This window comes from Micromonospora sp. NPDC047465 (assembly GCF_040643125.1).
Classification (GTDB): Bacteria; Actinomycetota; Actinomycetes; order Mycobacteriales; family Micromonosporaceae; genus Micromonospora.
The window spans coordinates 100,091-120,968 of the sequence record NZ_JBEYTP010000009.1 but is presented as its reverse complement, the minus strand read 5'-3'; the positions used below and the strand labels follow the sequence as shown (position 1 = coordinate 120,968).

Sequence of the window (20,878 nt, the reverse complement as noted above, 5' to 3'; positions counted from 1 at the left end):
GCTCAGGCCTCCACCAGGTAGGAGAAGACGCTCTCCAGGGACTCGTCCTCGGGCACCAGTTGCCGCACCCGGATGCCCTGGGCCAGGGCGATCTTCGGCAGCGCGCGGGTGAACGCGCCGTAGTCGCCGGCCCGCACGGTCAGCCCCGCGCGGCCCAGCTCCACCCCGGTCACCGACGCCTCCGCCATCAGCGCCACGGCGAGCGCCCGATCGTCGGTGGAGTGGACGGCGAAGACGTGCGGCCGGTTGGTCATCAGCCGGCGGATGGTGCGGAAGTCGCCGGAGGCGGCGAGCCGGCCGGCGACCATCACCTGGACGGTGCCGGAGACCTGCTCGACCTCCTCCAGGATGTGCGAGCTGAACAGGATCGTCCGGCCGGCGTCGCCGAGGCGGTGCAGCAGCTCCATCATGTGCAGCCGCTGACGCGGGTCCATCCCGTTGAACGGCTCGTCCAGCAGCAGCACCTGCGGCTCGTGCACGAGCGCGGCGGCGACCCGGGCGCGCTGCCGCATGCCCTTGGAGTACGTGCCGATCCGGCGGTCCTGCGCCCCCTCCATCTCCACCAGGGTGATCGCCCGGCGGGCCGCCGCCGCCGGGTCCGGCAGCCGGTGCAGCTTCGCGCTGGCCAGCACGAACTCGTACGCGGTGAGGAACGTGTGCACCGCCTCCCGCTCGCTCACCAGGCCCAGCCGTCGGTAGACCTCCGGGTTGCGCCAGGTGGGCCGGCCGTCCAGGGTCACCGCGCCGCGCGACGGGGCCAGGAAGCCGGCCATCATGTGCAGCAGCGTGGTCTTGCCCGCGCCGTTCGGGCCGAGCAGCCCGGTGACGCCGGGGCCGAGGGTCATGCTGACGTCGTTGACCGCCACCACGTTGCCGTACCAGCGGGAGACGCCGGCGAGGTCCAGGGTGCTGGCGGCGGTCGCGGCCCCCGCCGCGGGCTCGGCGCTCGTCGTGGTCATCGGGCGGCCACCTTCCGGTATCGCAGCAGCAGCAGGGCGACGCAGCCGGCCACGAGCAGCACGGCGGCGGCCGCGTAGACCGGGCCGAAGTCGCCGATCATGAGCCCCTCCTGTCCCTTGGGGAGCAGGTCGCCGAGGGCCCAGTCGCCGACGCCCCGCACCAGCGTGGACGGCGAGGCGAGGAAGGCCAGCTCGTTGACCGTCCGGGACGGCATGATCGACAGGGTGCCGACGACCGGGGTGGTCATCAGGAACACCGCCACGATCCCGCCGGCCGCGAACGCCCGCTTGCCGGTCATCGACGCGACCAGCAGGCCGACCGAGGCGAAGACCACCGCCCAGAGCCCGGCGTAGAGCAGGCCCGGCAGCAGGTCGAGCAGCTCGTTCCAGACTCCGCGCATGCCGTCGTCGGTGGTGAAGGCGGCGCCCAGGAACATCACCAGCTGCGGGCCGCCGAGCAGCAGCCAGAGCGCGGTCACCAGCGCCAGCAGCTTGGCCAGCGGGTAGTCCGACCGGGGCAGCGGCCGGGAGAAGTAGAGCGGCAGCACCCCGCTGCGCAGGTCCCGGGAGACCAGCTCGGGGGCGACCACCGCGACGAAGAAGATGACCAGCCAGCTCATGTTGTCGGCGAACTGGGCGTACGTCATCACCGCCTCGCCGATCTGGCTGCGCACCGCGGTGAGGCCCGCGGCCACCACGGTGACGATGCCGACCACCAGCCAGGGGAAGATCTTGGCCTTGGCGCTGCGCCCGAACCCGAACGCCGTACGCAGCCCGTGCAGGTAGAGCGCGCCGAAGACCTGCCGACGCCCCAGGCGGGGGCCGGTGTAGCGCTGGTATCCGATGTCGTGGATGACACCGGTGGGCTCAGGCATGGCTGGGCTCCCTCGTGGCGAAGAGCTCGGCGACCCGGTGCCGGCGCTGGTCCAGCCGGTGCAGCGGCAGGTCCAGCTCGGCGACCGCGCCGAGGATGAGGTCGTAGGTGGCGTCGTCGGCGAGTTCGACGAGCAGCAGCCGCCCGTCCCGGCGTACCGGCAGGCGCAGAGCGGCGAGCCGGGCGGCCAGCTCCTCGGTGCCCTCGCTGACCTCGACGGCGAGCACGTCGGTGGCCGACGTCATGGCGGAGATGTGGTCGGCCCGCAGCAGCCGCCCGCCGTCGATGGCGACCAGCGTGTCGCAGATCCGCTCCACCTCACCGAGCAGGTGCGAGCAGACCAGCACGGAGATGCCGAACTCGGTGCCGATCCGGTGCACCAGGGCCAGCATGGCGTCCCGGCCGGCCGGGTCGAGGCCGTTGGTCGGCTCGTCGAGCAGCAGCAGGTCGGGGTCGTGCACCAGGGCCTGGGCGAGCTTCACCCGCTGCTTCATGCCCGTGGAGTAGCCGCCGACCGGGCGGTAGCGCTCCTCGTAGAGCCCGACGTGCCGCAGCGCCTCGGAGGCCCGCTCGCGGGCGACCGTACGCGGCAGCCCGCTGATCCGGCCGAGGTGGGTGACCAGCTCGGCGGCCGAGAGGTCCGGCGGCAGGGCGTCGTGCTCGGGCATGTAGCCGACCCGGGCGCGGACCCCGGCGGAGTCGGTGGTCGGGTCGATCCCGAGCACCCGGACCCGCCCGCTGGTCGGGGCGAGGAGGCCGAGCAGGATCTTGATCAGCGTGGACTTGCCGGCGCCGTTCGCGCCGACCAGTCCGATGATCCCCGGCTCGACCGCGACGGTCAGGTCAGCCAGCGCGGTGACCCCACCCCCGTACGTCTTGGTCAGCGACTCGGTCGCGATCAGTGTCACGACGTCCAGCGTAGGAGGCCGAGGCCGCTGCCGGGAGCGGCACGCCCCCGGCGCTCCCCTGATCCTTGCCGCCCGCGCCCCCTAGGGTCCGCGCCCCGCGCCGGGGAACCTGCGCGGAAATCTCCGCGCAACCGGGACGGCGGGAAAAGCGTCCACTCTAGAGCGGTGCACGCTGCCCGGGGTGGACCAGATCCGCCGGGGCCGACCGACACACGGGAGAGAGCATGATCGGCGGTACGAGGTCCCCCAAGGTGAGCGTGGTGGTGCCCACGCACGACAGCGGGCCGCACATCGAGAAGCTGGTGGCCTCGCTGCTGCGCCAGTCACTGCCTGCGGCGGAGTTCGAGGCGGTCTTCGTCGACGACGGCTCGACCGACGGCACCCCCGCCCGGCTGGCGGAACTCGCCGCCGCGCACCCGCACTTCCGGGTGTTGCGGATCGAGAACTCGGGCTGGCCGTCCCGGCCGCGCAACCTCGGTGTGGCGCATGCCCGGGGCGAGTACGTGCTGTTCGCCGACGACGACGACTGGCTCGGCGACGAGGCGCTCGAACGGCTGCACGACTGCGCGCGGACGCACGACGCCGACGTGGTGGTCGGCCGGATGGCCGGGCACGGGCGCAGTGTGCCGCGCGAGCTGTTCCGGCGGAACCGGTTCGACGCCACGCTGGCCAACTCGCCGCTGATCGACAGCCTCACCTGCCACAAGATGTTCCGCCGCGCCTTCCTCGACGAGCACGGGCTGCGGTTCCCGGAGGGGCCGCTGCGGCGCCTGGAGGACCACCGGATGGTGGTCCGGTCGTACTTCCTGTCGAGGCGGACGTGCGTGCTGTCGGACTACACCTGCTACCACCACGCCCGCCGCGGCGACGCCGGGAACGTCACGGCCACCCGACTGGATCCGGCGGAGTACTACGCCAGCCTGCGGGAGGCGCTCGACATCGTCGACGCGCACACCGAGCCGGGGCCGCTGCGCGACCGGCTGCACCGGCGATGGCTGCGCAACGAGATGCTCAACCGGGTACGCGGCCGGCGGATGCTCGACGCCCCCGAGGAGTGGCTCGCGCAGGTCGTCCGGGAGATCCAGGGGGTGATCCGGGAGCGCTTCGCGCCCGGGGTCGCCGCCGGCCTGCCCCCGCTGCAACGGGTGCTGGCGCACCTCGCCGAGCAGGGCCGGGTCGCGGACCTGCGCCGGCTGGCCGAGTGGGAGACGGGCGTCCGCGCCGCCGGCACCGTCGACCGCCACGAGGTGGCCGGTACGGCGCTGACGGTCACCGTCTCCGCCCGGCTGGAATCCGCCGGCCGCCCCGTCACCTTCGCCGCGGACGGCGACCGGGACCTGCTGGTGCTGCCCGTCGACGGCCTCGACCCGGTGCTGCGGGACATGACGGCCGCGCTGGGCCGGAGCAGGCTGGACGTCGTCGCCCGGCGCCGGGAGACGAGCGAGGAGGTCCTCCTGCCGGTCACCTCCGACACCCGCTGGGTGCCCGGCCCCGCCGGCGAGCGGCACCTCGTGCACCATGCCGTCGCCACGGTCGACGGCGCCGCCCTCGACGTGGGCACCTGGTCGCTGAAGGCCCGGGTCACCTGCGCCGGGTGGACCGAGGACACCCGCCTGCCGCTGGTGCTGCGCCCGGCCGGCGACGGCGCCGCCCCGGCCGTGGAGGACGAGCGGGCGCTCTGGACCCGGTTGCGCCGGGCCGTCCGGCGCCGGATCGGACGGCGCTGACCCGGAACGCCGGCGGTGACCCGCCCACCACCGAGAGCCGCCGGCCGGGCCGCCGGGCGCGGCGCGGCGTGGAGTGGCGCTCTCGACCGATCGCCGACAGGCTGAGAAACTGTGTGCCGGTCAGCGGGTTGGGGGATGGATGAGCAACGGCTGGGTGGTGCCCGACGAGGTGCTCCGGGACGCGCCGGCGTACACGCCGCGCCCCGGCGAGCTCGCCGACCTGGAGCTGCTGCTGACCGGGGCGTACGCCCCGCTGACCGGCTTCATGACCCGCGCCGACCTGGTCTCGGTGAGCCGCCGGGGCCGGCTCGCCGACGGCGCCCCGTGGCCGGTGCCGGTGACGCTCCAGGTGCCGGCGGCGCTCGCCCAGGGCCTGGACCCGCGCGACGAGGCGCGCCGCACCCTGGTGCTGACCGACGGCGAGGGCGCGCCGGTCGCGGCGCTGGAGGTCGCCGACGCCTGGCAGGTCCGCGACGGGGTGGCGGGCGTCGGGGGCACGGTCCGCCGGCTCGGCGACGGCGGTCACGGCCCGTTCCAGCGGCTGCGCCGCACCCCCGAGGAGGTACGCGCGCTGCTGCCGCCCGGCCGGGTGCTCGGGGTGGTCGCCGACCGCCCGCTGCACCGGCCGCAGCTCGCCCAGATCGCCCACGCCGCCCGCACTCTCGGCGCCCACCTGCTGGTGATGATCCCCGTCGGCGAGGACGGCGTCGGTGGGCTGCCCCCGGAGGCGCTGGTGCGCGGCATCTTCGCCGCCCGGGACCGGATGCCGCCGGCCACGCTGGTCGCAGTGCCGCTCAGCCGCCGCCGCGACGAGATCAGCGACGCCCTGCTGCGGGCCCGGGTGTCGGCGGCGTACGGGGTGACGCACCTGCTCTCCACCGGTGAGATGCTCTCCGGCGCGGGCCTGCGGGTGCTGGTGCCGCGCGAGCTGGCCTACGACAACCGCGACGGGCAGTGGCGCTGGCGGGAGGACATCCCGCCGCGCAACCGGCGCCTGGCCCTGACGCAGGCGGAGATCGACGACCTGCTGGACCGGGGCTTCCCGCTGCCCGAGTGGCACACCCCGCCGGCGGTGGCGAGGGAGCTGGCCCGAGCCCGTCCGCCCCGGCGGCACCGGGGCCTGGTGGTCTTCCTGACGGGGCTCTCCGGCTCCGGCAAGTCGACGATCGCGCGCGGCCTCGCCGACGCGCTGCGCGAGCAGGGCGACCGGACGATCACGCTGCTCGACGGCGACGTGGTGCGCCGGGAGCTCTCCGCCGGCCTGGGCTTCGGCAAGGCCGACCGCGACCTCAACGTGCGGCGGATTGGCTGGGTGGCCGCCGAGATCGCCCGGCACCGCGGCGTCGGCATCTGCTGCCCGATCGCCCCGTACGCCCAGGCGCGCGCGACCGCCCGGGAGATGGCCCTGGCCGCCGGGGCCGGTTTCCTGCTGGTGCACGTCGCGACCCCGCTGGAGGTCTGCGAGCAGCGCGACCGCAAGGGCCTGTACGCCCGGGCCCGGGCGGGCCTGCTCACCGGGATGACCGGCATCGACGACCCCTACGAGGAGCCGACCGACGCGGACCTGGTCGTCGACACCAGCGACCTGACGGTCGACGAGGCGGTCCAGGCCGTCCTGCACCACCTGACCGAGACGGGCTGGGTGGAACCCCGGCTCCAGTCCATCTGATCCGGCCCCCGTTCCCTTCCGTGGGTCGCCCCTCCGCGCTAATGTTCGTCTTTGTTCGAACACGTTTGACCGCGTGAGGGCGCGCGGGGAGCACGGAGGTGCGACGGATGCTGGCTCAGCAGCGCCAGGCGGCCATCCTGGACCGGGTACGCGCCACGGGCGGGGTGCGGGTCACCGACCTGGCCGCCGAGTTCGGCGTCTCCGACATGACCATCCGGCGCGACCTGGAGGCGCTGCACGAGCGTGGCCTGCTGGCCAAGGTGCACGGCGGCGCCACGGTCGCCGGCCCCGGCTCGACCGACGAGCCGGGGTTCCGGGCCAAGTCGGTGCGGCAGTTGGCGGAGAAGGCGGCCATCGCGGGGCGGGCCGCGGAACTGGTCCGGCCGGGCGCGGCGATCGCCCTGTCCGCCGGCACCACCACCGCCGAGCTGGCCCGCCGGCTGGTCGACGTGCCGGGCCTGACCGTGGTCACCAACTCGCTGCCGGTGGCCGAGATCCTGCACGTCGGGGGCCGCCCGGACCAGACCGTGGTGCTCACCGGCGGGGTGCGTACGCCGTCCGACGCCCTGGTCGGGCCGCTGGCCGTCGGCGCGATCCGGTCGCTGCACCTGGACCTGCTCTTCCTCGGCGTGCACGGGATCAGCGAGCGGGCCGGGTTCACCACGCCCAACCTGATGGAGGCGGAGACCGACCGGGCGCTGGTAGCCGCCGCCGACCGGCTGGTGGTGCTCGCCGACCACACCAAGTGGGGCACGGTCGGCATCTCCGCCATCGTCGAGCTCTCCGCCGCCCACGTGCTGGTCACCGACGACCGGTTGCCTCCCGAGGCGCGGCGGTCGCTCGACGAGCGGGTGGGCGAACTGGTGGTCGTGCCGGCGGCGGACGGGGCGCGGGCGGCCACGCCGGCGGCGACGGGGGTGACGCGATGAAGCGCACCGCGATCGAGCTGGCCGACGGCCGCGAACTGATCTACTTCGACGAGCGGGACGACGCCGTCCGCCACCAGCCGGACCGGCGCGAGCTGCCCCCGCCGCCGCCCGCGTCGCAGCTGCGCCACGACCCGCTGACCGACGAGTGGGTGGCGGTCGCCGTGCACCGGCAGACCCGCACCTTCCTCCCGCCGGCCGACCAGTGCCCGCTCTGCCCCACCACCGCCGACCGGCTCAGCGAGATCCCCGCCCCCGACTACGACGTCGCCGTCTTCGAGAACCGGTTCCCCTCGATGAGCGGCCGGGTGGCCGACGAGCCGGCCGAGATCACGCCGTACACCCCGGTCCGGCCCGGCCGCGGCCGTTGCGAGGTGGTCTGCTTCACCGACGACCACAACGCCTCCTTCGCCGGCCTGCCGCCGCGCCGGGTGCGTACCGTCCTGGACGCGCTCGCCGACCGGACCGCCGCGCTGAGCGAGCTGCCCGGCGTGGAGCAGGTCTTCCCGTTCGAGAACCGGGGCGTGGAGATCGGGGTGACGCTGCACCACCCGCACGGCCAGGTCTACGCGTACCCCTTCGTGACGCCGCGCACCCGGGCGATGCTGGCCGCCGCCCGCCGGCACGCCGACCGCACCGGCGGGCGCAACCTCTACGCCGACGTGCTCGCCGCCGAACGGGCCGCGGGCGACCGGGTGGTCGCCGCCAACGCACACTGGACGGCGTACGTCCCGGCGGCCGCGCGCTGGCCGTTCGAGGTGCACGTGGCCCCGCACCGGCCGGTGCCGGACATCCCGGCGCTCGACGACGCCGAGCGGGACGCCTTCGGCCCGCTCTACCTGGACGTGCTGCGCCGCTTCGACGGGCTGTTCGACCTGCCGATGCCCTACATCGCCGCCTGGCACCAGGCCCCGGTACGCGCCGACCGCGAGCTGGGCCACCTGCACCTGCAGCTGTTCAGCATCCGGCGGGCCCGGGACAAGCTGAAGTACCTGGCCGGCTCGGAGTCCGGCATGGGCGTCTTCATCAACGACATCGCCCCGGAACGCGCCGCCGAACTCCTCCGCGCCGGGTGAGGCAACGGCACCTCGGTTGACGCCCACGCTGGAGGAAGGGGCCCTTCACCACCTCCGGCGGGCACCATCAGGGGCGGCACCCGGAGGCCGGCCGGCGGAGGTGGCAGACAGGGCGCGGGGGGCCCGGGACAGGGCCCCCCGCAGGGAAGGGACGGCTGGCTGTGCGCGACAGCCGGGAAGGCTGGCTGATCGGCACGCTTGCCGCGAGGCGACCGCGGTCAACCTTCCTGGACGCGACTGGCATCTCGTCCACCCTGGTCAACGAGGCGCGCCGAAGTAGGTGACGCCGGCGGCGTGTCACCCCCCGACACGCCGCCCCGAATGCTCAGGGCCCTGGATGTCGCTGGCCACGACGTCGTTCGCAGCGGAAACTCGGCGGCGAGCGGGGCTCGGTGTGGCCCCGGACAGGCCGTCACCACCGTCGTCGTACGGTTGCCTTCCGGCCGGTCACCAGGCTCGCCGCCGGGACGTCGTCGGCCACGACCGCGCCGGCGGCGACCACGGCGTCACGGCCGATGCTGACGCCGGGGAGGATCGTGGCACCGGCGCCGATCCACACGTTCTCCGCCACATCGATGGGCCCGCCGCTCAGCCACCCCCGTCGCTCCTCAGGGTCGACCGGATGACCGACGGTGATGAACGTGGCCCTTGGTCCGACCATCACGCGCTCGCCGAGCCGGATGCCGGCGTAGTCCAGGAACGTGCAGTTCTGGTTGATGAACACGCGCTCCGCGAGGTCCAGGTGGAGGCCGTGGTCCGTGTAGAAGGGCGGATAGATCGTGACTCTCCTCGGCAGCGGCCTGCCGAGGATCTGTTCGAACAGTGCCGCCCTGCCCGCTTCGTCGTCGAAGGGCAGGACGTTCAGGCGGGAGGTGAGTTCGGTGACCCGCAGGACCCTCTCGGCCATGGCCTGGAACTCGGCGCCGTGGATGCGCATGAGACGGTCGCTGGACATGCCAGGGTCCTTTCTGGTGTACCGGTGACCGGACGGGACTCACCGGGCGCTGGTGGCGGCGGCTGCCAGCAGCCGATCGGGTCACCTCTGTCGGGGCCGGGACCGGCGAGCATCTGCGCTGCCGCTGTCGCCGCTGCGTGGCGTCGCCGCCCAGGACGGGCGCCAGACCGTCCCAGGGAGCGCGGGCAGGGCTCGGAGGTGGGTGATGACTCCCCGGAGCCCTGGATGCGGATTCGTCCTGGGGAGGATGAGAGAGAGCGGGTACGCGGGGGTCGGATCCACGACAGGGATGCGGCGTAGGTCGTAGTTCGTCGGCCAGACGTACCGGTCGCGTGCCCCCACGAGAGTGGCCACGTCCGCGGAGGCCGCGAGGGTGTCCAGGAGCACTTCGTCGCCGAAGTGCGGGCCTGCCGCGTCGATGCGTAGGTCGAATTCGGTGGTGAGCTGGTCGTAGAAATCCGCCCATTCGCTTCGGGGCGCGATACCCGGCACCCATATCCGGTGCTTACGCAACTGCGGCGGCGTCAGTCTTCGCGCGGAGGCGAGCGGATGTCCCGGGCCGACGAGAAGTTCCAGCGGAGAGTCGAACGCGTGGATCATCTGCACGTCGGGCGGCAGTGCGTCCGGGGCGGTGACAGAACGGAACGAGGCGTCGACATCGCCCGCTTCGACGGCGGCGACCGCCACGCGGGGGTCGTCGACCCGGAGGGTCACCACGTCGAGGTTGATCTCGGGATGCGACCGCCAGTAGTCGTGCAGAACGACGGCCTGCGCGCTCCGCAGGCCGAGTACGTCGATCCGGAGGGCCCGGAAGCCCGGCCTGACCGCGGTGATGGCGCGCTCGACACCCGCGACGACGCTCCGCGCGTGGGGGAGAAACGCCCGACCGTCGAGCGTCAGCTCGACCCCTCGGGCGGTACGTGTCAACAGCCGGACTTCCAGCTCGCGCTCCAGGGCGGCGATCCGCTTGGAGACTGCCTGCTGCGTCACGCCCAGTTCCTCGGCCGCACGCTGCAACTGTCCGAGCTCGGCCGCCCGGACGAACGATCGCAACGCCTCGGTGTCCACCGGTCCACCCTAGGCGCGCACAACTGATCGTTGTGGCTCGCCGTGGGCCGGTTGTTCGACCAGGCTCCGGCGTGACTGGCCCACGACGAGAGGCGAGGGTCGGGGAGGCGGGGAAGCGACCGGCGGAGCGGGCGCGGGAGGAAGGGCAGGAGCCCGCCGGCGGGTGCCGACGGGCTCCTGTGTGACACGACGGCAGCACCAAACGGTGCCGCCAAGGGGGCGCCTGGCGGATCAGGCGGAGAGCTTGCGCGCCAGGTTCTCGTCCAGGGCGTTCATGAACTCGTCGGTGGTCAGCCACGGGGCGTCCCGCGAGATGAGCAGCGCGAGGTCCTTGGTCATCTGGCCGCCCTCGACGGTGTCGATGATGACCTGCTCCAGGGTGTTGGCGAACTCGGTGACCGCCGGGGTGCCGTCCAGCTTGCCCCGGTGGGCCAGGCCCCGGGTCCAGGCGTAGATGGAGGCGATCGGGTTGGTCGAGGTCTTCTCGCCCTTCTGGTACTGCCGGTAGTGCCGGGTGACGGTGCCGTGCGCGGCCTCGGCCTCGACCGTACGGCCGTCCGGGGTCATCAGCACCGACGTCATCAGGCCCAGCGAGCCGAAGCCCTGCGCGACGGTGTCGGACTGCACGTCACCGTCGTAGTTCTTGCAGGCCCAGACGAAGCCGCCCTCCCACTTCAGCGCGGCGGCGACCATGTCGTCGATCAGCCGGTGCTCGTAGCTGATGCCGGCGGCCTCGAACTCGGCCTTGAACTCGTTCTCGAACACCTCGGCGAAGATGTCCTTGAACCGGCCGTCGTACGCCTTGAGGATGGTGTTCTTCGTCGACAGGTAGACCGGGTAACCGCGGTCCAGGCCGTAGCGCATCGAGGCGCGGGCGAAGTCGCGGATCGACTCGTCGAAGTTGTACATGCCCATGGCGACGCCGCCGCCGGGGAAGTTGGCGACCTCCATCTCCACGGGCGCGGAGCCGTCGGTCGGGGTGTAGGTGATGGTCACCGTGCCCGGGCCGGGGACGACGAAGTCGGTGGCCTTGTACTGGTCGCCGTGGGCGTGCCGGCCGATGATGATCGGCTTGGTCCAGCCGGGGACCAGCCGCGGCACGTTGGACATGATGATCGGCTCGCGGAAGACGACGCCGCCGAGGATGTTGCGGATGGTGCCGTTCGGCGACCGCCACATCTTCTTCAGGCCGAACTCCTCGACCCGGGCCTCGTCGGGGGTGATGGTCGCGCACTTGACGCCGACGCCGTGCTGCTTGATGGCGTTGGCGGCGTCCACGGTGACCTGGTCGTCGGTCTCGTCGCGGTACTGAATCGACAGGTCGTAGTAGTGCAGGTCGACGTCGAGGTAGGGCAGGATCAGCTGCTCCCGGATCTGCTTCCAGATGATCCGGGTCATCTCGTCGCCGTCGAGCTCCACGACCGGGTTGTTTACCTTGATCTTCGCCATCGGCCGGCGCTCCTCTCGGGGGACTCGTGCTCAAGCAGTACGAGCGTACTGGAAACTGGCCGGCAGTCCCCAGCCGGCCTCGGTCGGCCGGCAAACGGGGTAGCACGGCACGGGACCGCGCTGGCACCATCGCCCGATGCCACCGCGCCGCACCCTCGGGTCTATCACGGTCACCGCGCTCACCGACGGCGAGGGCCCGTTCTTCCAGCCCCGCGCCGAGGCGTTCCCGGACGCCACGCCGGAACACTGGCGCGCGGCCGACCGGCGGGACCCGGCCACGGTGACCGCCGACGGGCGGTGGTGGCTGCCGTTCCGCAGCTTCGCGATCCGCGCCGGGGACGGCCCGGTGACCCTGGTCGACGCCGGGATCGGCCCGGCCGGCGCCCCCGCGTCGAGTTGGGCGCCGGTGCCCGGGCGGCTGCCGGCCGAGCTCGCCGCCGCCGGCATCGACCCGTCCGACGTGCGCACGGTGGTGCTCACCCACCTGCACACCGACCACGTCGGCTGGGCGGTCACGGGCACGCCGGGCACGCCGTACTTCCCGAACGCCGACTACGTGCTCCAACGGGCCGAGCTGGCCGCCGTGGAGAGCATCAACCCCGGGCTGCCGGCCGGGCTGGTCGCGCCGTTGCGCGCCGCCGGCCAGCTCAGGGTGGTCGACGGCGAGGTGCGGCTCGATCCGACGGTACGACTGCTGCCGACGCCGGGGCACACGCCCGGGCATCAGTCGGTGCTGCTGGAGGTCGGCGACGAGCGGCTGCTGGTCACCGGCGACCTGCTGGTGCACGCCGTGCAACTGGTCGCCCCGGAGCTGGCGTACGCCCACGAGGAGGACGCCGCGGCGGCCCGCGCGTCGCGGATGGCGCTGCTGCGCGACCTGGCCGCGCGCGGCCCCGCGGTGCTCGCCACCCCGCACCTCGGCGAGGCGTTCGTGGCGTTGTAGGGGCGCGACGACGAGGGGGCACGCCGGCGGACCGGCGTGCCCCCTCGTCGGGTGACAGATCACATGTTGGCGACGTCGGCCTGCTTGGCGCGGACGGCCTCGGCGGCCTCCTTCAGGCTGGCCAGCTCGTCGGCGTCCAGGTCGGTCTCAACAACCCGCTTGACGCCCTCGGCCCCGATCTCCGCCTCGACGCCCAGGTAGACGCCGGAGATGCCGTACTCGCCGTCGACCCAGGCGCAGACCGGCATGACCTCGCCGGAGTCCTCCGCGACGGCCTTGGCCATCCGGGCGGCGGCGGCGGACGGGGCGTAGTACGCCGAGCCGGTCTTGAGCAGCGCGACCACCTCGGCGCCGCCGTTGCGGGTCTTGACGACCAGCTCCTCGATCTGCTCGGCCGGCATCGCGTCGCGCAGCGGCTTGCCGTTCACCGTGCTCTTCGACGGCACCGGCACCATCGTGTCGCCGTGCGAGCCGAGGGTCAGGGTCTTCACCGACTTCACCGGTACGCTCAGCGCCTCGGCGACGAAGTTGGTGAACCGGGCGGTGTCCAGCATGCCGGCCTGGCCGAGCACCCGGTTCTTCGGGAACTGGGTGGCGAGCTGGGCCAGCGCGGTCATCTCGTCCAGCGGGTTGGACACGACGATGACGACGGCGTTCGGGGCGTACTTGGCGACGTTCTCGGAGACCTGGCGGACGATCTTCGCGTTCGTCTCCAGCAGGTCCATCCGGCTCATGCCCGGCTTGCGCGGCAGGCCGGCGGTGATCACCACGACGTCCGAGCCCTCGATCGCCTCGTAGCCCTCGCCGTTCGGGCCCGTGGTCACGCCGACGACCTTGGTCTCGAAGCCCTCGACCGCGCGCGACTGGTTGAGGTCCAGGGCGAGACCCGCGGGCTTGCCCTCCACGATGTCGGTGATCACGACGGTGTCGAAGACGTCGTACTCGGCCAGGCGCTGCGCGGTGGTGGAGCCGTAGAAGCCGGCCCCGACGACAGTGACCTTCTTACCCATGGTCGTCCCACTCCCTGCTACCAGTCGGTTTTCCGGACCGTATCAGTCATCCTGGCACCGATCCGGTCAGGGGCGGACGGTTATGACCGCGATGGGCGATGCAAGCGGGCCACGGCACACCCCGAGGTGTCCGGAAGGGCCTTCCTCCACCGAGACGTCGGGAGGGTGCCCTGCCCCGCACCTCAGTCGCGTTCGGCGCGCTCGACGACGTTGGTCAGCAGCATCGCGCGGGTCATCGGGCCGACGCCGCCCGGCATCGGCACCAGCTTGCCGGCCACCTCGGCCGTCTCCGGGGCGACGTCGCCGGTGTAGCGGCCCTTGCCGTCCGGGCCGATCACCCGGGTGATGCCCACGTCGACCACCACCGCGCCCGGCGTGACCATGTCGGCGGTGAGCAGGCCCGGCACCCCGGCGGCCACGATGACGATGTCGGCGGCGCGGGTGTGCGCGGCGAGGTCGAGGGTGCCGGTGTGGCACAGCGTCACGGTGGCGTTCTCGCTGCGCCGGGTCAGCAGCAGGCCGAGCGGGCGGCCGACCGTGTTGCCCCGACCGACCACGGCGACCTTCGCCCCGCGCAGCGCCACGTCGTGCCGGCGGAGCAGCTCGACGATGCCGCGCGGGGTGCAGGGCAGCGGGCCCTCGTAGCCGAGGACGAGCCGGCCGAGGTTGACCGGGTGCAGGCCGTCGGCGTCCTTGTCGGGGTCGATCAGCTCCAGCACCCGCTGGGTGTCGAGGTGACCCGGCAGCGGCAGCTGGACGATGTAGCCGTGGCAGGCCGGGTCGGCGTTGAGCTCGGCGAGCACCGCGTCGACCTGCTCCTGGGTGGCGTCGGCCGGCAGCTCCCGGCGGATCGAGGCGATGCCCACCTCGGCGCAGTCGCGGTGCTTGCCGTTGACGTACGCCTGGGACCCGGGGTCGGCGCCGACCAGGACGGTGCCCAGCCCGGGGGTGATGCCGCGTTCCGCCAGTGCCTTGACCCGCGTCCGCAGCTCGTCCTTGATCTCGGCCGCGGTCGCCTTGCCGTCCAGAAGCGTCGCCGTCACGCCCAGATCGTCTCACGGTCGACGCCCGGTGATCCGACGACCTGCGTCAGCCAGCCGTCCGATCACGAAGAGTGACGTGCATTTCATCACTGTGAGTTAACACGTATGGGTTCGGTCACAGCCGGATCCGGACGACGCGCCCGCAGCGGGGACGGTGTCGGACGGCAGGGACGGGACGGCGCGGGAGGGTCGAGAGGCGGCGGCGACGGCCACGCCCCTCACGACGGCCCGCAGGTGGGGCGGCATTTGTCGACCCGACGGCTATAGCAGGAGAGCTCGGCCGCCGCAAGACCCTCGGGCCGGCCACGTTATCGCTTCGCAACGCGCTCGTTGCCGAACGCCAACCCGCGACCTACCGTTGCCCAACGTTGCGCAGCGTAAACCCAGCGCCGGGTCTGACTGCGCAGCGTGAGGAGACGAGGAGGCTACATGCGCGTGCGCAGGCTCGCTACCTGGACCGCCCTCCCGCTCGCGGTGACCCTGGGCCTGGTGGCCTGCGGCTCGGGCGGCGACGGCGGATCCGGCGAGAGCAACCCCGACGCGGCCGTGCGGATCGAGATCGCCGAGCCGCAGCACCTGGTGCCGACCAACACCAACGAGACGAGCGGCTCGCAGGTGCTCAGCGCCCTGTTCAGCCCGCTGGTCGACTACGACGAGGCCAACAAGCCGTACGAGGTGGCGGCCGAGTCGGTGACGTCCGAGGACAACACGACCTGGACGGTCAAGCTCAAGGACGGCTACACCTTCCACAACGGCGAGAAGGTCACCGCCGACAACTACCTCGACGCCTGGAACTACGGCGCCTACGCGCCGAACGGGCAGAACTCGAGCTACTTCTTCGAGAAGATCGCCGGCTACGAGGACCTGCAGGGCGAGACGCCGAAGGCCAAGACGCTGACCGGCCTGAAGAAGGTCGACGACCTGACCTTCACCGTCACGCTCTCCGAGCCGTACAGCGAGTTCAAGACCATGCTCGGCTACACCGCCTTCTACCCGATGCCGAAGGCCGCGTTCTCCGCGCCCGGCGTGCTGGCCGAGGGGTACGAGCAGGCGCCGGTGGGCCAGGGCCCGTTCAAGATGAAGGGGACCTGGCAGCACGACGCCAAGGTCGAGGTCGAGAAGTACGAAGCCTTCCCCGGCGAGAAGCCGAAGGTGGCCGGCGTCGAGTTCCGGATCTACCAGCAGCCGACCGCCGCGTACGCGGACGTGCTGTCGGACAACCTGGACGTCATCAAGACCATCCCAACCGAGAACCTGTCGACGGCCGGCACCGACCTCGGTGACCGGTTCAAGCAGAGCCCGGCCTCGTCGCTCCAGGTGCTGGCGTTCCCGACGTTCCAGAAGGAATTCAGCAACCCGGACGTGCGCAAGGCCATCTCGATGGCGATCGACCGGGACGAGATCACCAAGTCGATCTTCAAGGACTCGCAGCAGCCCGCCCGCTCGTTCGTCTCGCCGGTTGTCGCGGGCTACCGCGACAACACCATCGGTGAGGCTGGCGAGTTCGACCCGGCCAAGGCCAAGGCGCTGTACCAGGCCGCGGGCGGCCCGGCGAAGATCGAGCTGTCCTACAACGGCGACGGCGGCCACAAGGACTGGATCGACGCGACCTGCAACCAGCTCAAGGCCAACCTGGGCGTGGACTGTGTGGGCAACGCCGAGCCGAAGTTCGCGGACCTGCTGACCAAGCTCAAGGCCAAGCAGCCGGTCGGCCTGTTCCGGATGGGCTGGGTCATGGACTACCCGTCCATGGAGAACTACCTGGGCCCGCTGTACAGCAGCAACGGCTCGTCGAACTACTACGGCTACAGCAACCCGGCGTTCGACAAGCTGCTCGCCGAGGGCGCCAGCGCCGCGAACGAGGACGAGGCGGTCAAGAAGTACCAGGCGGCGGAGGACCTGCTGGCCAAGGACCTGCCGGTCATCCCGCTGCGGTACGGCCAGAACAACTTCGGCCACTCGACCAAGGTCAAGAACGTGGAGATGGACCTCTTTGACCGGATCGACCTGCTGAAGATCGAGGCCGTCAAGTAACAGCGCGGCACGACGGGTCGGGTCACCGGCGGACGGTGGCCCGACCCGCCATCCTCTTCACCCCTTTTCAGAGAGACTGCCAAGTATGTTCCGCTTCATCCTGAGGCGTCTGCTCCAGATGGTCCTCGCGTTCTTCGGAACCACGCTGATCGTCTACGCGCTGATGTTCGCCGGCCAGGGCGACCCCATCCAGGCGCTAGCCGGGGAGCGCCCGGTCACGGCCGCGCAGCGGGCATACCTGACGGAGAAGTTCCACCTCGACCAGACCGGGGTCGGCGGCTTCTTCTACCGCTACTTCGACTACATCAAGAACCTCCTCCAGGGCGACCTCGGGCAGTCGCTGACCGGGCGCTCGATCGGCGACATCCTCGCCGCCGCCTGGCCCGTCACGGTCAAGCTGGCGCTGATCGCCATGGCCGTCACCATCGTCTTCGGGGTCACCGCGGGCGTCCTCGCCGGCATCCGGCGGGCCAGCATCTTCGACAACTCGACGCTGCTGCTGACCCTGCTGGTGCTCGGCATCCCCACGATCGTGCTCGCCCCCCTCGCCCAGTACCTCCTCGGCGTCAAGTGGCAGCTCTTCCCGCCCACCGCCGGCGCCGACCCCGACCTGTACGCGCTGCTGCTGCCCGGCATCGTGCTCGGCTCCCTCTCGCTGGCCACCGCGCTGCGGCTGACCCGGACCTCGGTGGCGGAGAACCTGCGCGCCGACTACGTCCGGACCGCCCGCTCCAAGGGACTGGCCAAGCGGCGCATCGTCAGCGTCCACGTGCTGCGCAACTCGCTCATCCCGGTGGTCACCTTCCTCGGCGTCGAACTGGGCAACCTGATGAGCGGCGCGATCATCACCGAGGGCGTGTTCAACATCCCCGGTGTCGGCTTCAACCTCTTCCGCGGCATCCGCACCGAGGACGGCCCACTGGTGGTGGGCATCGTCAGCGTGCTTGTCGTGGTCTACCTCGTCTCCAACCTGGTGGTGGACGTCCTGTACGCCGTACTCGACCCGAGGATCCGCTATGAGTGAGCGCAGCGAACGAATCATCAACGCGGCGTTCCGTGCCGGCGCCGAGCGCAGCGAGGTGCTGGCATGAGTGACTTCGAGACTGTCGCCGCTTCGGAGAACCAGGCCGCGCGGCGGGGGCCGTCGGGCGAGCCGGGCGCGCCGGGTCAGGCGGGCGTACCGCAGAAGCCGCGCAGCCTGGCCGGCGACGCCTGGCGCGACCTGCGCCGCAACCCGATCTTCTGGGTCAGCCTCGCCCTGGTGGTGCTGGTCGCCGCCATGGCCGCCGTCCCCGGCCTGTTCACCACGAACGACCCCCGCGACTGCGTGTTGGCCCGCCAGCACGCCGGCCCGTCCGGCGGGGCGATCTTCGGGTACGACTTCCAGGGCTGCGACACGTACTCCCGGGCGGTGTACGGCGCCCGCGCGTCGCTGCTGGTCGGCGCCCTCTCCGCGCTGCTCACCGGCCTGATCGCGCTCGTCGTCGGGATGGTCGCCGGCTACTTCGGCCGCTGGGTCGACGCGGTGCTCTCCCGGGTGATCGACATCGTGCTCGGCATCCCGCTGCTGCTCGCCGCGATCGTGCTGCTGAAGCGGGTGAACAGCGACAGCTCCGCGGTCCGGATCGGCGCGGTGATCTTCGTGCTGGCGATCCTCGGCTGGACGACTGCCGCCCGCGTCGTCCGCTCCTCGGTGATCACCGCGAAGGAGCAGGACTACGTGGCGGCGGCCCGGATGCTCGGCGCCGGCGACGGCAGGATCATGCTGCGGCACATCCTGCCGAACGCGCTCGCCCCGGCGATCGTGGTGCTGACCATCGCGCTCGGCTCGTTCATCGCCGCCGAGGCGACGCTCTCCTTCCTCGGCATCGGCCTGAAGGCGCCGACGATCTCGTGGGGCATCGACATCGACGCCGGCCGGGTGCACATGCGCGAGTCGGCCACCCCGCTGGTCGTCCCCTCGACGTTCCTCGCGCTGACCGTGCTGGCGTTCATCATGCTCGGCGACGCGATCCGCGACGCGTTCGACCCGAAGCTGCGGTGACGGATGCGAACGAGCGCAGCGAGCCCCGCAGTCGCGGGCGAAAGGCAGGAACCGTGAACCAGTCCGCCGTCCGGCCGACGCCGGCCTCCCCGACGCCCGAGGGCGGGCACCTGTTGGACGTACGGGACCTGCACGTCGAGTTCCGCACCGGCGAGGGCGTGGCCAAGGTGATCAACGGGGTCTCGTACCACCTCGACCCCGGCGAGACGCTCGCCGTGCTCGGCGAGTCCGGCTCCGGCAAGTCGGTCACCGCGCAGGCGATCATGGGCATCCTCGACACTCCCCCGGCGCTGATCCGCTCCGGTCAGATCCTCTACCAGGGTCGGGACCTGCTGAAGCTGTCGGAGGAGCAGCGCCGGCAGGTGCGGGGCAAGGAGATCGCGATGATCTTCCAGGACGCCCTCTCCGCGCTGAACCCCGTTTTCCCGGTGGGCTGGCAGATCGGCGAGACGCTGCGCCAGCGCGAGGGCATGTCCAAGGCGGACGCCCGCCGGCGGGCCGTCGAGCTGATGGATCTGGTGAAGATCCCGGCCGCCGCCAACCGGCTCGGGGACTACCCGCACCAGTTCTCCGGCGGCATGCGCCAGCGCGTCATGATCGCGATGGCGCTGGCCATGAACCCGAAGGTGCTGATCGCCGACGAGCCGACCACGGCGCTGGACGTCACCGTGCAGGCCCAGATCATGGACCTGCTGGCCGACCTGCGCCGCGATCTCGACATGGCGATGATCCTGATCACCCACGACCTCGGCGTGGTCGCCGGCGTCGCGGACCGGATCGCCGTCATGTACGCCGGCCGGATCGTCGAGCACGCCAACGTCCGCTCGCTGTACCGGGCGCCGGCCCACCCGTACACGAAGGGGCTGCTGGAGTCGATTCCGCGGATGGACGTGCGGGGCCAGCAGCTCTCCACCATCAAGGGGCTGCCGCCCAACCTGATGCGGATCCCGTCCGGCTGCCCCTTCCACCCCCGGTGCCCGTACGTGCAGCAGGTCTGCGTGGACGTGGTGCCGCACGACCTGGTCCTCGGCGACGGCCGGACCAGCGCGTGCCACTTCGCGCAGGAGGTCCGTGATGACAGCGCCCGCTAGCCCGACCAAGGTCCGGGGCGAGACGATCCTCGCCGTCGACAATCTCGTCAAGCACTTCCCGATCCGTCAGGGCGTGTTGTTCCAGAAGCAGGTCGGCGCGGTCAAGGCCGTCGACGGGGTCAGCTTCGAGCTGCGCCGCGGCGAGACCCTCGGGGTGGTCGGCGAGTCCGGCTGCGGCAAGTCCACCCTGGCCCGGCTGCTGATGCGGTTGGAGACGCCGACCGCGGGCCGGGCCACCCTGGAGGGCCGGGACCTGTTCAGGGCCTCCGGCGCCGAGCTGCGCCGGCTGCGACGCAACATGCAGATGGTCATGCAGGACCCGTACACCTCGCTGAATCCGCGGATGACGGTCGGCGACATCATCGGCGAGCCGTTCGAGATCCACCCGGACGCGGCGCCGAAGGGCAGCCGGCGACAGCGGGTGCAGGAACTGCTCGACGTGGTCGGCCTCAACCCGGAGCACATCAACCGGTACCCGCACCAGTTCTCCGGCGGTCAGCGGCAGCGCATCGGCATCGCCCGGGCGCTCGCCCTGCGGCCCGAGATCATCGTCTGCGACGAGCCCGTCTCCGCGCTCGACGTGTCGATCCAGGCGCAGGTGATCAACCTGCTGGAGCAGCTTCAGGACGAGTTCGGCCTGTCGTACATCTTCATCGCCCACGACCTGTCGGTGGTCCGGCACATCTCCGACCGGGTCGCGGTGATGTACCTCGGAAAGATCGTGGAGATCGGCACGGAGGACGAGATCTACGAGCGGGCCACCCACCCGTACACCCAGGCGCTGCTGTCGGCGGTGCCGGTGCCGGACCCGGACGCCCGCGACCAGCGCACCATGATCCGGCTCACCGGGGACGTGCCGAGCCCGGCCGACCCGCCGAGCGGCTGCCACTTCCGCACCCGCTGCTGGAAGGCCCAGGAGGTCTGCGCCCGCGAGGAGCCGCACACGGTGCTCCGCGCGGCAGACCCGCACCCCTCGGCGTGCCACTTCGCCGAACTCCGCCCCACCCCCTGACCCACCCGCACCCTCGCCCTCGCCCTCGGACCCGCGATCTTGCACTTTGTGCCCGCGAATCGGGTGCTTCGTCCCGTATGCCGGGGCACA

18 protein-coding genes are annotated in these 20,878 nt (G+C 72.0%); 10 read left to right on the top strand and 8 right to left on the bottom strand.

All coding sequences use genetic code 11. The features are described from left to right. Positions 1 to 2: 2 nt before the first annotated feature. Genes ABZ793_RS11515 through ABZ793_RS11505 form a run of 3 tightly spaced genes read right to left on the bottom strand, consistent with a single transcriptional unit; the run spans position 3 to position 2,741 of the window. Positions 3 to 959, bottom strand: coding sequence for an ABC transporter ATP-binding protein (locus ABZ793_RS11515; protein ID WP_357455514.1), 957 nt, complete (start codon positions 957 to 959; stop codon positions 3 to 5). Continuing rightward, a complete protein-coding gene (locus ABZ793_RS11510) occupies positions 956 to 1,834 on the bottom strand; it encodes an ABC transporter permease (protein ID WP_357455511.1) in 879 nt (292 codons plus the stop codon). Before ABZ793_RS11510 ends, ABZ793_RS11515 begins: the two co-directional genes overlap by 4 nt. Then, entirely contained in the window at positions 1,827 to 2,741 is a 915-nt protein-coding gene (locus ABZ793_RS11505) for an ABC transporter ATP-binding protein (RefSeq protein WP_357455508.1), read from the bottom strand. Before ABZ793_RS11505 ends, ABZ793_RS11510 begins: the two co-directional genes overlap by 8 nt. 224 nt (positions 2,742 to 2,965) lie before the next feature. Between ABZ793_RS11505 and ABZ793_RS11500 the strand changes: the two genes are divergently transcribed. The 4 genes from ABZ793_RS11500 (at position 2,966) to galT (ending at position 8,139) form a co-directional block, all read left to right on the top strand. Beyond that, positions 2,966 to 4,468, top strand: coding sequence for a glycosyltransferase family A protein (locus tag ABZ793_RS11500; RefSeq protein WP_357455505.1), 1,503 nt, complete (start codon positions 2,966 to 2,968; stop codon positions 4,466 to 4,468). A gap of 139 nt (positions 4,469 to 4,607) precedes the next feature. Further along, entirely contained in the window at positions 4,608 to 6,137 is a 1,530-nt protein-coding gene (gene cysC / locus ABZ793_RS11495) for an adenylyl-sulfate kinase (protein WP_357455502.1), read from the top strand. A 107-nt stretch (positions 6,138 to 6,244) separates the two neighbouring features. Then, the gene (locus ABZ793_RS11490) at positions 6,245 to 7,066 is read left to right on the top strand and encodes a DeoR/GlpR family DNA-binding transcription regulator (protein ID WP_357455499.1); all 822 of its coding nucleotides are present in this window, start codon (positions 6,245 to 6,247) and stop codon (positions 7,064 to 7,066) included. Then, positions 7,063 to 8,139, top strand: a complete 1,077-nt coding sequence (gene galT / locus ABZ793_RS11485; protein WP_357455495.1) for a galactose-1-phosphate uridylyltransferase — start codon at positions 7,063 to 7,065, stop codon at positions 8,137 to 8,139. The genes ABZ793_RS11490 and galT overlap by 4 nt, the downstream gene beginning before the upstream one ends. A gap of 412 nt (positions 8,140 to 8,551) precedes the next feature. Here the strand turns inward: galT and ABZ793_RS11480 are convergent, their stop codons facing one another. The 3 genes from ABZ793_RS11480 to ABZ793_RS11470 all read right to left on the bottom strand — a co-directional run bounded on the left by ABZ793_RS11480 (position 8,552) and on the right by ABZ793_RS11470 (position 11,611). Next, on the bottom strand, positions 8,552 to 9,094 hold the full coding sequence (locus ABZ793_RS11480) for a DapH/DapD/GlmU-related protein (protein WP_357455492.1): 543 nt from the start codon (positions 9,092 to 9,094) through the stop codon (positions 8,552 to 8,554). An 81-nt stretch (positions 9,095 to 9,175) separates the two neighbouring features. Further along, a complete protein-coding gene (locus ABZ793_RS11475) occupies positions 9,176 to 10,162 on the bottom strand; it encodes a LysR family transcriptional regulator (RefSeq protein ID WP_357455490.1) in 987 nt (328 codons plus the stop codon). Between the two features lie 231 nt (positions 10,163 to 10,393). Next, positions 10,394 to 11,611: an NADP-dependent isocitrate dehydrogenase gene (locus ABZ793_RS11470; RefSeq protein ID WP_350703963.1), complete on the bottom strand. Its 1,218-nt coding sequence runs from the start codon at positions 11,609 to 11,611 to the stop codon at positions 10,394 to 10,396. 136 nt (positions 11,612 to 11,747) lie between these two features. Between ABZ793_RS11470 and ABZ793_RS11465 the strand changes: the two genes are divergently transcribed. After that, positions 11,748 to 12,554: an MBL fold metallo-hydrolase gene (locus tag ABZ793_RS11465; RefSeq protein ID WP_357455485.1), complete on the top strand. Its 807-nt coding sequence runs from the start codon at positions 11,748 to 11,750 to the stop codon at positions 12,552 to 12,554. Positions 12,555 to 12,613: 59 nt separating this feature from the next. Here ABZ793_RS11465 and mdh read toward each other — a convergent pair whose 3' ends face one another. Further along, the gene (mdh, locus tag ABZ793_RS11460; protein ID WP_350703967.1) at positions 12,614 to 13,564 is read right to left on the bottom strand and encodes a malate dehydrogenase; all 951 of its coding nucleotides are present in this window, start codon (positions 13,562 to 13,564) and stop codon (positions 12,614 to 12,616) included. 182 nt (positions 13,565 to 13,746) lie between these two features. Continuing rightward, positions 13,747 to 14,607 (bottom strand): bifunctional methylenetetrahydrofolate dehydrogenase/methenyltetrahydrofolate cyclohydrolase, encoded by an 861-nt coding sequence (locus tag ABZ793_RS11455; RefSeq protein ID WP_350703969.1) that lies wholly within the window; start codon positions 14,605 to 14,607, stop codon positions 13,747 to 13,749. A gap of 429 nt (positions 14,608 to 15,036) precedes the next feature. On the opposite strand from ABZ793_RS11455, the gene ABZ793_RS11450 reads away from it, so the two are divergent. The 5 genes from ABZ793_RS11450 to ABZ793_RS11430 all read left to right on the top strand — a co-directional run bounded on the left by ABZ793_RS11450 (position 15,037) and on the right by ABZ793_RS11430 (position 20,788). Further along, positions 15,037 to 16,641, top strand: a complete 1,605-nt coding sequence (locus ABZ793_RS11450) for an ABC transporter substrate-binding protein (protein ID WP_357455481.1) — start codon at positions 15,037 to 15,039, stop codon at positions 16,639 to 16,641. A gap of 85 nt (positions 16,642 to 16,726) precedes the next feature. Continuing rightward, on the top strand, positions 16,727 to 17,665 hold the full coding sequence (locus ABZ793_RS11445) for an ABC transporter permease (protein WP_350703973.1): 939 nt from the start codon (positions 16,727 to 16,729) through the stop codon (positions 17,663 to 17,665). Positions 17,666 to 17,728: 63 nt separating this feature from the next. After that, positions 17,729 to 18,685, top strand: a complete 957-nt coding sequence (locus ABZ793_RS11440; protein WP_357455477.1) for an ABC transporter permease — start codon at positions 17,729 to 17,731, stop codon at positions 18,683 to 18,685. 53 nt (positions 18,686 to 18,738) lie between these two features. After that, entirely contained in the window at positions 18,739 to 19,776 is a 1,038-nt protein-coding gene (locus tag ABZ793_RS11435; protein ID WP_357455474.1) for an ABC transporter ATP-binding protein, read from the top strand. After that, complete coding sequence (locus ABZ793_RS11430) at positions 19,760 to 20,788, top strand: dipeptide ABC transporter ATP-binding protein (RefSeq protein WP_357455472.1); 1,029 nt, start codon at positions 19,760 to 19,762, stop codon at positions 20,786 to 20,788. The genes ABZ793_RS11435 and ABZ793_RS11430 overlap by 17 nt, the downstream gene beginning before the upstream one ends. Positions 20,789 to 20,878: the final 90 nt, after the last annotated feature.